This is a genomic window from Candidatus Desulfolinea nitratireducens, from assembly GCF_982879505.1.
The window spans coordinates 1-14,839 of record NZ_CEYOSI010000076.1 but is presented as its reverse complement, the minus strand read 5'-3'; the positions used below and the strand labels follow the sequence as shown (position 1 = coordinate 14,839).

The window sequence follows — 14,839 nt, the reverse complement described above, 5'->3', positions numbered from 1 at the left end:
ATTCGTCCTTCGACTTCAGGCTCAAAAACAATCGCCTTCCGCTCAGGAACTGTTATCGTTTGTTTAAATCAAGAAACTATCTTCCATCATTTTATTCTTGACAGACCAATAGCAGGAAAGTAGTTTTTAGAATTTAGGTTTAGGAATCAAATAGGGCAGACCAGATAGTCGGCTGCCCTATTCATATTTAGGTTTGCTAATTAGAGCAAATAATCGCGCAATTCACGGCTGCGTGTGGGGTGACGTAATTTACGCAATGCTTTCGCTTCGATTTGCCTGATACGTTCACGGGTAACGCCAAAGTAACAGCTCACCTCTTCCAGGGTATGCTCTTTACCATTATTCAATCCAAAGCGCAGTTCCAATACCTGGCGTTCGCGCTTTGAAAGGGCAGAAAGTGCAGTCTGTACCTGTTCTCGGAGCATCTCACGGGCAGCCGCGTCCACAGGGGCAATGGCGTCCACATCTTCGATAAAGTCTCCTAGTTGGCTGGAATTATCTCCGCCAACTGGAACTTCCAGGGAGACAGGTTCCTCTGCAATCTTCAGGATGTCTTCCACTTTTTTTGCAGCGTTTTCCCAACGAGCCATTATTTCTGGCGAAATTGCTACGGATTTGCTTTGGGCGGTGATGATTTCCTGGATATCCTTTTGGGCAAGATATTCTGTTCCGAGTACCAGTTCTACTGATGAGGGGGTGCGACCCAGCTCCTGTGTCATTTTTCGCTGGGCGCGATAAATCCGACTGATCGCTTCAAATAAATGAACGGGAATGCGAATGGTGCGTGCCTGTTCGGCAATTGAACGGTTTATTGACTGGCGGATCCACCAGGTTGCATAGGTGCTGAATTTAAAGCCTCGCCGCGGATCAAATTTGTTAATCGCGCGTAGCAGGCCTAAATTTCCCTCCTGGATCAAATCCAAAAACGAGACCCCGCGTCCCATATAGCGTTTTGCCACGCTCACGACCAGGCGGAGATTGGAACGGGCAAGCGCCTGACTTGCCGTATCGTTTCTATAGGCGATTGCATCCAATTCAAATCGAAGGCTTTCATCATCAGGCAAATTACGAAAAAAAGTTTTGCGCACGGGCAATTTTTGAGATTTGCGGATATATTCAAGTAGCCATTTGGCGTATGAGAAAGGGAGCAGGTAAAAACACAGGAAAAGGCCATAAACCTGATGTGCAACTTGATTCCAGTGGTCGTTTTTCCCCCAAAGCCCATTATCAAGATAGGCTCGTGTATACGAGGGGGAGTCTTTTTCCCACCCATGGTGCAGCGATTGTGCTTCTGCCAGCATCAAGCCAAGATCGGGGAGCTCGCCCTCATCCTTGCTAATGGTTTTCTTAATTTCCTTCCAAAAACTGAGCAGATCTCCAATAATTGTCCGGTAGGTATTTGTCTCTAAAGAAATATTTCCCTGGATAAGCTGGCAGCGAGAATTATTTACAAAACGCAACCCTTCAACCATTGTTGCCAGACGGAATTCGCTATTTACATCAAGAAGCTCTACACGCCCGATCTCACGCAGATATAAGCGCACCGGATCATCTGAATTATCTGTTTGCAACGCCCTTTCGGCTTCTGCAGATTTAGCCGCCTCGTTTTCCTCGCTAAGCGGTCCATCAATTTCCGCAAGGCTGTCTTCGTCTGGCTCATCCAGATCAAAAGCACTCCTGCGTACGGTGACGAGAAGTTTCCGTTCATCAGCACCTAGCTCACGTGGCTTTTTTGTGGAATTTTTTGTCATCATCATTCCAATCTACGAAGGCTTAATCGGCGTTGTGCTTCATCCAGGGTACGCAGCATAAGGGCATGCTGCATCACTAATTCTTGATAGGAATTTTCTTCCAGATCACCTTTCTGTTGCGCTTCTTCCTGAAAAAAACGGAGTTGGTTCAGACTTTCGTTCAAGCCCAAGCGACGTAATTTTATCACGCCACGCAGTGCCTCTTCGAGCAAACGTTCCTCCACCGGGCTGAGCTCTTCCGTCTCGGCGAGGAGCTTTTTCTTCAGCTCAGCCAATGCCTCAGGGAGATTGGCTGAAATATGATCGTACGCTTCCAATTCATCCTGTTCCAGTGATGCCTTAACTGCCCTGAAGAGTGTCTGGTTCTCTGTATACTCGAAATCTTCCAGACTGAGCGCGTGTAGTCCCGATTCTTGTAAAGCGCGGTCGAGTCTGTAGAGTAGATTGGGGTTGCGGATCAGGATACCCAAACAGTATTCCTCGATCTTGCGGGCAGGATTAACAGCTGCAATACCTGCCGTAGATTGTTGGACTTCCTGGTCTTTTACGACCTTTCGTTTAGAGGATGGTATTCGTCTCACCCTCTTACCCCGGGCTTGCCCGCCGATTAATGCTCGTTCGTCTACTTTCAACATCCGGGCCAACTGCTGACGGAAAGTTTCCCTCTCAATCGGATTTGGCAAATCGGCGATCAGTGGCAAAACCTGCGCGGCGATATCGCTTTTCTCTTTCGGGTCATCAAGATCACGACCTACGGCGAGGGTTTCCATGACATGGGTCACAATTGGTTTTGCCCCGGCGATGATCTCTTTCCATTCTTCGGGATTGCGTAACACAATCTCGTCCGGGTCGAGGTCGTCTGGCAGACTGGCAACGCGCAGATCAGCCTGTAATCGGGCCTCATGCCGGAGATAGCCGCGGGCATCAAACCCCAACTCCCCTTCACGGTCGAGGGATTTTCGGGCCGCTTCCAGCCCACGCAGGATCGCTTTTTGTCCGGCTGCATCCGGGTCGAGGGCCAGCACGATATGATTACCGGGCGTATAGCGTTTGATCATCCGCAGTTGATCTTCGGTCAGGGCTGTGCCCATTGGTGAGATGATATTCTCAAAACCGGCCTGATGGGGGGTGATGACATCGAGATAGCCCTCCACGATCACCGCCTGGTCGCTAGAGCGGATTGCTTTCCGCGCCCGGTCGAGGCCGTAGAGCAGGCGTCCTTTATCGAAAACATCTGATTGGGGGGAATTCAGGTATTTTGGCAATCCTTCAGGATCCATTGTTCTTGCCCCGAAGCCAGCCATTCGTCCGCGTGCGTCACGGATCGGGATCATCAGTCGGTCTCGGAAGCGATCATAGCGTCTGCCCTGATCGTTTTCGGAGAGCAAACCAGCATCCATCAGATCCGGTTCGGTGTGTCCACGTTCGGTGAAATGTTTAAGAACATTATCCCAACCGGGAGGGGAGTATCCGAGGGTGAAGGATTCGATGGTTTCGTCGGTCAACCCGCGTTTTTCGCGCAAATAGTCGAGGGTCTTTTTTCCTGCCGGGGTCTTCAATTGTTGGTGATAAAAGAGGGCCACTTCTTCAAGCAGCGTGCGCAGATTATCATTGGCTTCTGCCTGCTCTTTTTGCTGGGGTGTGAACTGTTGCAGCTCAACGCCTGCCCGCTCGGCGAGATAGCGCAGGGATTCCTTGAAATCCCAGCCTTCCTTTTTCATGACGAATTTGAAGATGTCTCCACCCTCGTTGCATTCGCCGAAGCAGCGCCAGGTTCCCGTTTCGGGCCAGACGACAAAAGCAGGCGTTTTTGTATTGCTGTGGAAGGGACAGAAGCCGGTATGGTTGCGCCCTGACCGACGCAGCTTGACCCCACTCTCGGAAACGAGATCGACTATATCGATGCGGTCTTTTACTTCGTCAACAGTGCTCATTTTTTACCAGTTTGATTTTGGAAGGTTGAACAGTGTGAATTATAGACGATTTTGAGTTTTTTTACCTTTGCCCCCCTCTAGCTCCCCCCGTAAACGGGGGGAGAACTCATGAATATAAATTAAACCAGGTTTTCCAGGTAATCCAAAATCAGGCGGACGCCAAACCCCGTTGATTTTCTGGGGCCGATGACTGTCTTTTTGATCGTGGCCGTACCTGCAATATCGATATGTGCCCAGGGAATATCGTTCATCACAAATTGCTTCAGGAAGGTTCCCCCAACGATGGAGGTTGCCAGCGGAATACCGGCAGAATTCCTGAGATCGCTGTCGTGACCTCTGATAAGCTCAAAATACTCTTCGTCCAACGGCAGGCGCCAAATCAGTTCATCGGTACGGTCTCCGGCCCTTGCAAGCGCCTCGGAGAGCTCGTCATCAGTGGACATCACTCCTGCCCGAATATTGCCCAAAGCCACAAGGACCCCACCGGTCAGTGTGGCCAGGTCAATGATCGCACGCGGTTTAAGTTCGGTGCTGGCATAGGTCAGGGCATCGGCAAGCACCATCCGCCCTTCGGCATCCGTGGTGATGATCTCGATCGTTTTCCCCGAAAGGGATCGAATAATATCGTTTGGCCTGTAGGCATCACTGGAGATCATATTTTCCGCTGCTGCCACAATCCCGATCACGGGGATGGGCAAATTGAGCGTTGCGACGGCTTTCATGATCCCCAAAACGTTCATTCCACCGCTCTTGTCGAATTTCATCCCCACGATTCCCATGGTATCTTTGAGGGAATAGCCGCCCGTATCAAAGGTGATCGCCTTGCCGACGACAACCACAGGAGGCTCTTTAGCTCTCGACTCATGTCCGGGATGTTTCAGGATGATCATTTGGGAGGGGTTATTGCTCCCCAGACCAACGGAGAGGATCGCTTCTGCCCCCATTTCGGAAAGTTCCTTTTCTCCAAAAACAGTGCATTGCAAACCAGTCTCAGCGGCCAGAGCTTGAGCGCGTTCCGCCAGGCTAACCGGATTGATGACGTTTGGTGGCTCGTGGCTCCACTCGCGGGCCAAATTCACTCCCTCAATTACTGTTGTCAGGTGGGTGATTTTCTCCTGAAAAGTTGAACTATTTCCATTTACCAAAAGATGGACAGTAACAGGGCCGATTTCATCTCGCCGCGCTTTATAACGATCGAAGGAAAATGCACCCAAAAGCAGACCTTCACAGAAAGCATCCAGGGCATTTTCAACCCCGAAATCGGCGAATGCAGCAGATTGAAGTCCCACGCTGGAGGCCTGGTGTTCAATCAACCATTTGGCTGCAGCCTGGCCGGCTTTGCGGATACCCTTCGTGGAGATATTTTCTGCCACGCCGAGAGATAGGCGTAATTGGGAATTTTTTCCTTGGACAAGGAGGCTATCGCCAATTTTTTGTCCGGGTTTATCCGGGCTGTTTTTGACCGGAGCAGAAACCGGGACGATCATCAGATCGCCATCCCAAGCGTTCTCTTTTCTCACTTCCAATATCAAAGGGGAGGGGATTTGAATAGGGCTCATGAAGAAATTACTCCTTTAAATATATAAACGCCACGCTTGGTGAGTGGCGTTTATTCAGTTTAGAAACCTTCCAAATGGCTCATATTTGCGAGGCCGTCTGTCAGCGAGGCGATCCTGCCGACCAATGCCAACCGGTTTTCTTTGACCGCTTTGTCTTCGGCCATGACGAGGACGTTATCGAAGAACCCGGATATCGCGGGGACAAGTTCCACAACAGCGTTGAGCGCCTCGTCGATGCTGGATGGCTGCTCGTTGATCGTTTTTTGTATTTCCGCATATAGTTCTTTTTCAGCATCTTCAACAAGTTTTTTGGGGTCTACTTTCCACGCGGTACTTGCTTCTGCTGATCGACCAATGCGGACGCAGCGCGAATAGGCAGGGAAGATCGTTTCCCAATCATCTCTCGCAATCCAGGCAGATAATTGCCTGGCAGCATCCGCCGCACGTGCGGGAGTTTGGGCTTGCTCAGCCAAAACAGCATCGACGACATCGTGAGCGTAACCCTGTTCCCTCAAGACTACGTGTAGCCGTCCAGAGATGAATTCGAGAATCTGCGTTTTGATTTCATCGCTGACCCCGATGGGCTGGAGCATGGCAGCCAGGTCGACTGCTGCACGCAAATCGAGATCAAGATCATGCTCGAGGAGCGGCTGGACAACGCCAATCGCGGCCCGACGCAGGGCAAAGGGGTCCTTTGTTCCGGTTGGAGCAAGTCCGGCTGCGAAGAGTCCGACGAGAGAATCAATCCGGTCTGTCAGAGCAAGGCCCACACCGATCTCGCTCTGTGGGACAGTTTGATACTGCTCGCCGATCGCTGTTGCCACTTCCGCATCTTCACCTGAACGAAGCGCGTATTCGCGGCCGATGATGCCCTGTAGCGAGGTCATTTCGGTGACCATTTGGGTGACCAAGTCGGCTTTGGCGAGGTAAACGCTGCGCCCGAGATGCTTGATCTGCTCGACGTCTTTCAAGCCAAGCATGGCTCCCAATTCAGCGCCAAGTTTTAGCATCCGGTCAGATTTATCAAGCATGGAGCCAAGCTCGGTCTGGAAGGTCAATCCGCTCAGATCAGGGCGGAAAGCCTCGAGAGGCTGTTTGACATCTTCGCGGACAAAGAAATTTGCATCCGCAAAACGGGCGTTGATGACGTGCTCGTTGCCCTGTTTGACGGTGTCAAGATGTTCGGAGTCTCCGTTCCTGACTCCCACGAAATAAGGCAAGAGGTTTGAAGGTTGAAGGTTGGAAGGTTCACTTGCAACCTGGGTTTTTGAACCTTCAACCGCAAAATATCGTTGATGTTTTTGCATGGTCTTGATGAGTACATCACGCGGAAGTTCGAGGTATTCGGAGGGAAATTTGCCGATAAACGTAGTGGGTATCTCCACCAGATGGGTCACTTCGAGCAACAGGTCATCATCAATCATTGCCTCGCCGCCTACAGATGCTGCAGCTTCTTTGACCTGCCCGGCAATCATCGCTTTTCGTTTTACTTCATCCAATACGATGCCTGCTTTTTCGATAATCTCAAAATAGGCATCGGCCGAAGAAACTTCAATCTCAGGGGAAGCATAGGGGCGTAAGCCGCGCGTTGTATTGCCTGCGATCACTCCCGCATATTCAAATGGGATCACTGTCTCACCAAGCATGGCCACAAACCAGCGGATGGGGCGTGAGAAGGCGACTCCGCTTTGATTCCATTTCATCGATTTGGTAAAGTGGATCTCGCCGATCAGCTTGGGCAAAGCCTCGAGCAGGACCTCACCGGAGGCCTTTCCGGCTTGCTTGACGATGGCGACCACGTACTCGCCTCCGTCAAGCTCCCGTTTCTCGAGCGACTTAACCTCAACACCTTTACCGCGCGCAAAACCCATCGCAGCTTTGGTGGGATTCCCCTCAGCGTCGAATGCACGGGAGGTGGGTGGTCCTTTGGCGAGCTCTTCGAGGTCGGGTTGTTTGGGAGCGAGATTCTCAACGAAAACGGTAGCACGTCGAGGGGTGGCGTGGATCCGAATTTCACCATGTTCGAGACGCAGCTCCTGCAGCCAGAGCGGAATCCGCTTGCGAAGCTGGGCAAGGATGGCTTCCACATCCCCATGAGGCATTTCTTCGACGCCAATTTCGAGCAAGAAAGACGTTGGACTTAAGACTTCAGACTTCAGCGTTGGGGCTTTTGCAGAAGTCTGAGAACTGATGTCTGAGGTCTGAAGGAGCGGATATTCAAGCCTTTGACGCTGCTCGAGATAAGTTTCGGCAACGCGACGAGCCAGCCCCCGCATTTTGCGGAAGAAAGCCTGCCGTTCGGTGACGCCAACCGCGCCGCGCGTATCGAGGATATTGAAGGTGTGAGAGCATTTCAAAACATAATCGTGAGCGGGGAGAACGAGACCGGCATCGAGACAGGCGTTGGCTTCGGCGTCAAAGTTTTCGTACATCTGGCGCAGACGGTCAACATCGGCGATCTCGAAATAATATTTGCTGTGTTCGTACTCTTCCTGATGACGGATCTCGCCATAGTTGACGGCCTCGCTCCAGGGTTCATCCCAGATGGCGGCGGCATTATTGAGGGCGATCAGGATGCGCTCAAGACCATAGGTAATTTCGACAGAAACGGGTTCGAGGGCCACGCCACCGACCTGTTGGAAATAAGTGAATTGGGTGATCTCCTGCCCATCCATCCAGACTTCCCAGCCCAGCCCCCAGGCGGAGATGGCCGGCTGCGCCCAGTTATCCTCCACAAAGCGGATGTCATGCTGGCGCGGATCGATGCCGATCGCTTTGAGCGAATCGAGGAAGAGTTGTTGCGGATCACCGGGATCGGGTTTCAGGATGACCTGAAATTGGGTGTGCTGCTGAAATCGATTCGGGTTCTCACCATAGCGCCCGTCGTCGGGGCGAACGGAGGGTTCGACGTAGGCCACGTTCCACGGCTCGGGGCCGAGGACGCGCAGGAATGTGGAGGGGTTCATTGTCCCCGCGCCGACCTGGGTGTAATAGGGTTGTCCGATCAGGCAGCCGTGTGCGGCCCAGTATTCCTGGAGTTGGAGGATGATGCTTTGGAGGGATTGTTTTTGGGTCATTATTTACTCATTTAGGTTTCGGGATAATTTCGAAGGGATTATACCGTGTTTAGGACGTAGGGGTGGGTAGTAGTGTGCCTTTACGCGATGTTTTCAGTATTTTCCTCGTCCTTTTCCCAGCGCGCGGGATTGGCTTCAATATAATCCCAAATGCGGGACATTTCCCGTTCGTTGCGGATGATGCGATCATAATAATTGCGTTGCCAAAATTTGGTGATCGCACCTGTCCCATCAAGGGCATTTATTTCTTTTGTAGATTGATATTTGAAATAGGCAACGATTTGTCCCAAGGTAGGATGTTTTTGAAATGGTAGGGGCAGGGTTTCCCTGCCCTGTTGGGATTCTTGTAATTCTTGTAATTCGGTATCGGACGCGGGAACCGCGCCCCTACCCTCGGTAATCATAATTATTCCGTGAATATGATTTGGCATAATCACAAATGCCCCCAATTCAACATTTGGAAAATGTGTTGGAATTTGATGCCACCATTTTTGAACAATCTCCCCCATATCATTCAAAACCATTTCCTCGTCTACAACTTTGCCACATAACGTTTCCCGTTGCCATGTTACAACCGTGACAAAATACGCGCCAGCCTGCGCATAATCGTATCCCTTCAGGCGGATCGAACGGCGATGATGGATTTTTGGATCGAATTCATTCACCGTTCTTCCGCAGCGCCGCCAGCGGATCTTCGCCGCGCCAGGATGTCAATCCATGCAGGAACAAACCAAACTGAGAAAACCCGAACCACAGCAAAAAAACGGTCAGGATGATCGAAGCGCGGTCGACCCAGCCCGGAAAATCTTTTTTTAGCGCGGCAAGTTGCTCGCGCCAGCCACCGATCTTGGTATCATATTGATCCACCACAACCATAAAGTCCCGAATATTTTCCCTGGTCTCCTGTAAATCACCGCCCAAAAGATAGGAGCTGTCATTTAGAAAAGTGGAAGCTTGCTCAGCCATTTCCCCGACGCGGTCCACCTCACTCTCAAGGGTGTTGGTCATCTCGATAAAGAAAGTCAGAATTTCATAATCCGGAACTTCCAGGTTGACAAAGGGAATCTTGTTGATCAGTTCGATGGATTTGCGTAAATCATCCAGGGTTTTCTGTGTTTCGCCAATCTTTTCTTTGGATATCTCCAAGCTTGGCGTGATGGTTTCATCCAGCATTCCGGTGACAGCATCCAGAAATTCCTTTGCCTGGGCAGATTGCTCACTGATTGCTTCCAGCGATTCTTCGGCTGAATCAATGAATCTCAAGGCACGTTCCATCTCATCCCGGGCACCGTGCAGGGCTGTTTGCGTCAAATCAAGTTCATCATTAGCGGCTATCAGCCTGGCAGTCAATTCAAGGGTCAGGGGCTGGTTGTAAACCCAGGCAGCTCCAATCCCGACCAGGCTTAATACCAGCAAAATCAAACTGAGAGCAATCAGGATCCCACTGAGAATTTTACGCGCCATTTTGAACCTTTCTTTGATATAGGTCAATTTTAGACTAAGCCACCAGCCATGGATTTTCCGCCCAGCAAGTGCAAATGGATGTGATAAACCACCTGCCCGCCTTCCGGTCCGGTATTGGTGATCAGCCGATAACCTTTTTCAGCGATCCCTTCTTTGATGGCAAGTTTTTTGGCGACCAACTGCATATGTCCCAAGACAGCCTCATCTTCAGAGGTAGCTTCGTTCATCGAGGGGATATGTTTATTCGGCACGATCAAAACATGAACGGGAGTTGCGGGTTGGATATCGCGAAAGGCTGTTACGCGATCATCGCGATAGAGGATCTCTCCTGGGAGTTCATTGGCAATAATTTTACAAAAAATACAATCTTCAGACATCCTATCCTCCATTACTTTGGATTCTTTTGAAAACGCTAAACACAAAGGGCTCAAAGGTACACAAAGAAAACCAAAACTTGATTCAGTTTTTCCTTTGTATTACTTCGTGTTTAAAAAAAACTACGGTACATGAGTCGGGATCGGACCATACCCTGGGACACAGACGATATCGTAGTATTCCAACTCCACCGCTTTATTCTGCTCGGCATAGGCCGCGGCTTCTTTCCCGATCACCCGTACTTCATCAATATGGGCGCCAGCTGCAATATCAATATAACGGGGCAGGGTCATCAGGGGATCATTGATAGGGCCTTCTGGGATGAAATAAGGACGCTGTTCATCTTTGATATCTGTTTGGGGAACCCAATTGAACATCACCGGGCCGCGTGGATTGGTGGTAAATCCCAACCTATACCCAAGGTCACGCGCTGTTTGTACTGGTCGCTCACCAAAACCGCCCCCGGGCCAGATGATCGCGATTGGCGTTTTATTGAAATGTTCTTGAAGGTCTGATATTGACCCTTGTAACTCTCCAAATAGAAATTCATCCGATGATGCATTACTCATTGGGGTATTATGAATATAGCCATGAGCTTGGTAATCTATCCAGCCTTCTGGAGCGAGGGCTGTATTTTCATCTCTGGTGGTCTGAAGAATAGCAGGCCCACTGATCCACGCATTGACAACATGCCAACCATATTTTTCGTAAAAAGGACGAAAATGCTTGTTAAAATACTGGGAGTGGTGTGTGTCATCCACAAGTAATAGTACTGAACGAGAGGGTATCTTTGCGTTAGTTTCTAAAAAACCAGCTAATTGTTCCATCGTAATCGCCATAAATCCTTGTTCATGGAAATTTTCAAGAAGCTTACGAAGTTCTCCTGCATTAATTTGATAGAGCTGATCGGGCACGCCACTAGTAATCCAGTGGATCATCACCACCATGACAACGGTCCCAGGTGCGCTATTATTTGGATCCCATTTGGCATTGAGATATTGGCAGGTATCAGATGTATAGGTTCGTGGCGTATCCTGAGGATGTAGTATCGCCGATTGATAGATGGATGGCAGCGCTGGTGGGGTGCGGATCGCGGTTGGGCTGGGGATGGGTGTTTCGGTTTGGAGAGGGGTTGGCGGGACAGCCTGGGCGGTCTGCGTATATTCTGCCTGGATAGTTGCCAATGCTTCAACTGCAATTTGAGCTGGATCGAGCGTGGGTTCGGGAGGCGTTGTAGGCTGGCAGGCGGTCATTAAAATGCCGAGCAGGGCCAAGGAAAGGGCAATAGGAAAATATTTAGATTTCATGGGGCAATTCTACTCGAAAATTATTTTACCCCCAGAATCCCACCAATAGAGGTAGCCTCTTCTGTCGCCCGCAAAATTGCCTGTGCCATCACTTCGGCGGCAAAGGCACCTACAGTTGAGACATCCGCTTTTTTATTTCCCGTTGAAAGCGCAAAAATTGTGTCGCCATCAAGCATCGTATGGGCCGGGCGGATCGTGCGTGCCAGACCATCCTGGGCCATTTGAGCGACCTTTGTCGCTTCAGATTTGCTGAGTTTGGCATTTGTCGCTACTGCACCGATTACGGTATTGCCTCGTGCGGCAAACTTCATTACAGTGCGACCGGATAAAGTTTGCATGACCCTCAGCGTATCGGCAAATTCACCTTCAGTACCAAATTTAAGGGGACCGACTTCGGCGGATCGTGCGCCGGCCAAAATTGCTCCCGTTTGTGGGTTGATCACGTCCCCAAAGGCGTTGACCGCCACAATCGCCCCGACGATGACTCCGCCTCCGATTTCCATACTGGCCGTCCCCAGACCGGCTTTCATCGCCTGTTTCATTCCCAATATTTTACCGACGGTTGCCCCGGTCCCTGCACCAAGATTGCCGACCCCTGTATTTTCTGTCGAAGCGGATGCAGCGGCACTGTAGCCCATCTCAGCGTCCGGGCGGATATCTGCGCGTCCCAGAGCGAGGTCGAATAAGACAGCTGCGGGGACAATGGGTACTCGCGCCACGCCGACATTTAATCCGATCTTCTGCTCTTCGAGGTAGCGCATTACGCCTGTTGCCGCATCCAACCCAAAAGCGGAGCCGCCCGATAGCAGTACAGCGTGGATCTTCTCGACCATGTTGACGGGGTTGAGCAAATCGGTTTCCCGTGTGCCCGGCGCGCCGCCACGTTGATCCAAGCCACCGACCGCACCTTTCCGACAGAGGATTACAGTGCAACCGGTAAGGGCTTCGTCATCCTGTGCGTGACCTATCTCGATTCCAGGGATATCGGTAATGCTGTTCTTCATGGGCTATTTCAGGCTATGCAATAAATCAACTAATTCTTTCCATTCCTCTTCAAAGAAATGCAGGGTGACGTTATTTAACTCGATATGATAGGTTGTTTCGCCATCTGGTTCTTCGGCTTTCCAGATCATATAATTGTTGGTTTCTGCCATTGTTGTAGTTTTGGGTTCGTTTGTTTCGTCCATTTTATCTCCTGTGGTAAAAAAATAAATCCCCCGCAGAGATAGCTCTGCGGGGGCGAGAGTTTTGATTTACCCGCATCCTGCGATGAAGGGAAAGAATGTGCACCAACGCAAGGTGGCATCCACCCACCAGAAAAAAGCGCCACACGCACAGATGAGTACCAATGCACTAACGCCAAGGGCCACGGGGAGAGCGGATCGTTTCCCAGTTTGTGAGGCGGAAGGAGGTGCGACCGGTGCCGGGCCAGCAGGTACCTGACCTGCGTACGCTTGTGGAGGTGGCGGTGCCACTGGTTGTTGACGCGGAGCAGCTGCCGGTTGAGATGATGAGGAAACTACTGTCGCGTCAGGGTCAAAGCTGAGGGCTTCAAATACGAATGATATGCCTTCACCCAATGCAACCAATTCCCCAGCTTTGAGGACATGAGGTCCTGAGATCCGTTTACCATTGACCATGGTGCCGTTGGTTGATCCAGTATCTTCGAGAACAATCTTCCCCCCCTGCGCGGTCAACCGTACATGGTAGCGTGAAATCTCTGCGTCATTGATCGAGATCGTATTTCCGGGATCACGTCCGATCGTTGATTGTGCAGCATCAAGAGAATAGGTCGCACCCGGGTTTGGACCGTTACGCATCACCAGTTGATATTGAGTACTCATAGTTCCTCCATGATTAGACATGATTCCAATAATTATTTGTAGTGTACCGACTTCAAAGGAAAATGTCAATTCGTTCTATTTGGCTATTTTGCAAAAACTCGTTGATAAAGATCAGATGAAAGCAAATTTTGCGGGTCGCAACGCTCTTTAAGTTTGCGGAATTTCAAAATTGTCTGATCACCGAGGAAGCGACGGGCTGTCTCTGGTGTGGTTTCATATTTTTCGCGAAATAATTACAAAACTATACGATCAGAACCAGACCAGACACCATATTAAACTTGGTATCTGTTTTTGTTTGTCACTGTGTAGCAAAATCTGTACTGCTGGTCTCAATTTTATAAATTCCGGGTCGATTTTGAGTTTGAATTTCAATCTCTGTTGCACAACCTGTCACCAAAGGGGCATCTCTATTGGATTGAAGTTGATCGGTCGTTCCCAAGAAGAAAACCAAACGGTCATTAACCATATCATTGGCCGGAAATACACGAATAGTTGAATCTGCAGAGTGAGCTTGAGCAAGCAACTCCATGTAAAAATCATCTATGTTTTTTTCTGTGCCATTTGCTTCAAAATCACTCAAGCAGATTTCAGGGGCATAGCCACAGGAAGACATCTCATCGTTATTTACCAAATCTATATAAATTCCCGAATGAACCTCTACCGCAAATGGCTCTTGGTTTATGGGACAGGTAATTTCAGGAATAGTTGGAGCCGTGCTCAAATTTAGGATAATGAGGGGGGCAATAATTGTCAAAAGAATTAATAAAACAGCTGTATTGTGCACGTGCCTATCTGAAATATTATCCTTTATTTGGTGTTGCATTTTTGGAAAAATTGAACTGATCGCAATTGTGGGTAAGATAAAAAAGAAAGGCATGGTACTGGCGTAAAATCTTCTCCCCCCATCCACCGGAGGTAGGAATGGAATGGAAAGAAATACGCCAAAAAAACAAGCCAACCATAAAGAAGATGTAGACAATGCCCTTTCTTTTATTAAAACAACCCCTCCCCATATAAGTAAAGCCAATCCTGCAAGCCAAAGAAATATTTGTACTGCGCTGTTTCCACGCGGTGAATAAAAGCTGAAAACTCCCGGTTCCCCTGGGATAAAGAAATCCCTATAAGATTTGGCTATTCCAATCAGTAAACTTGTAGGGTGCGCAAGAAAATTTTGTGCTGTTGCGCGAAGCACCACTTCAGGGTCTCTGGTTTGTAGGTCTTTGATGGCACTATGCCAACCACTCCCTCCTTCGACCTGGCCATAAAGCATATATGAAAAGCTACCAAATGTTTGATTGCCCGGTTCAACGACCAATCGGGGATAGATGGTATTTGTAAGCAAAAATGCTGCTAAAACAGTAAGAAGTATTATTCCTGCTAGTCGAAACGAATATTTATTTTGACCCCGAAAAGCCCACCCGGCCCATAAGACCAACATAGGAAAGATGAAAAAAGCACCTGCTCGCGCGCTGACTCCAACCATTAAGGTGAAAATACCTAAAATCAAAACACCGATTTTATGTGTTTC

Annotated in this window: 12 protein-coding genes; all 12 read right to left on the bottom strand. The window is 49.7% G+C overall.

The features are described from left to right. Nucleotides 1-200 precede the first annotated feature (200 nt). The gene (locus AC3DOM_RS08485; protein ID WP_487918611.1) at nt 201-1,751 is read right to left on the bottom strand and encodes a sigma-70 family RNA polymerase sigma factor; all 1,551 of its coding nucleotides are present in this window, start codon (nt 1,749-1,751) and stop codon (nt 201-203) included. A gap of 2 nt (nt 1,752-1,753) precedes the next feature. Further along, nucleotides 1,754-3,685, bottom strand: a complete 1,932-nt coding sequence (gene dnaG / locus AC3DOM_RS08480; protein ID WP_487918610.1) for a DNA primase — start codon at nt 3,683-3,685, stop codon at nt 1,754-1,756. A 119-nt stretch (nt 3,686-3,804) separates the two neighbouring features. Beyond that, nucleotides 3,805-5,244: a leucyl aminopeptidase family protein gene (locus tag AC3DOM_RS08475; protein ID WP_487918609.1), complete on the bottom strand. Its 1,440-nt coding sequence runs from the start codon at nt 5,242-5,244 to the stop codon at nt 3,805-3,807. Nucleotides 5,245-5,303: 59 nt separating this feature from the next. After that, on the bottom strand, nt 5,304-8,321 hold the full coding sequence (gene glyS, locus AC3DOM_RS08470; protein ID WP_487918608.1) for a glycine--tRNA ligase subunit beta: 3,018 nt from the start codon (nt 8,319-8,321) through the stop codon (nt 5,304-5,306). 80 nt (nt 8,322-8,401) lie between these two features. Next, entirely contained in the window at nt 8,402-8,986 is a 585-nt protein-coding gene (locus tag AC3DOM_RS08465; RefSeq protein WP_487918607.1) for a transposase, read from the bottom strand. Beyond that, nucleotides 8,979-9,785: a hypothetical protein gene (locus AC3DOM_RS08460; protein ID WP_487918606.1), complete on the bottom strand. Its 807-nt coding sequence runs from the start codon at nt 9,783-9,785 to the stop codon at nt 8,979-8,981. Before AC3DOM_RS08460 ends, AC3DOM_RS08465 begins: the two co-directional genes overlap by 8 nt. 29 nt (nt 9,786-9,814) lie before the next feature. Continuing rightward, nucleotides 9,815-10,162, bottom strand: a complete 348-nt coding sequence (locus tag AC3DOM_RS08455) for a histidine triad nucleotide-binding protein (RefSeq protein WP_487918605.1) — start codon at nt 10,160-10,162, stop codon at nt 9,815-9,817. A gap of 120 nt (nt 10,163-10,282) precedes the next feature. Then, nucleotides 10,283-11,467 carry a polysaccharide deacetylase family protein gene (locus AC3DOM_RS08450; RefSeq protein WP_487918604.1) on the bottom strand — a complete coding sequence of 395 codons (1,185 nt, stop codon included), beginning with the start codon at nt 11,465-11,467 and terminating at the stop codon, nt 10,283-10,285. A gap of 20 nt (nt 11,468-11,487) precedes the next feature. Further along, the gene (locus tag AC3DOM_RS08445) at nt 11,488-12,471 is read right to left on the bottom strand and encodes a P1 family peptidase (RefSeq protein WP_487918603.1); all 984 of its coding nucleotides are present in this window, start codon (nt 12,469-12,471) and stop codon (nt 11,488-11,490) included. Nucleotides 12,472-12,474: 3 nt separating this feature from the next. Next, on the bottom strand, nt 12,475-12,654 hold the full coding sequence (locus AC3DOM_RS08440) for a hypothetical protein (RefSeq protein ID WP_487918602.1): 180 nt from the start codon (nt 12,652-12,654) through the stop codon (nt 12,475-12,477). A gap of 66 nt (nt 12,655-12,720) precedes the next feature. Then, nucleotides 12,721-13,311: an FHA domain-containing protein gene (locus AC3DOM_RS08435; RefSeq protein ID WP_487918601.1), complete on the bottom strand. Its 591-nt coding sequence runs from the start codon at nt 13,309-13,311 to the stop codon at nt 12,721-12,723. A gap of 298 nt (nt 13,312-13,609) precedes the next feature. Then, nucleotides 13,610-14,839 (bottom strand): hypothetical protein (locus tag AC3DOM_RS08430; RefSeq protein ID WP_487918600.1); only part of this gene is annotated, 1,230 nt, incomplete at its 5' end.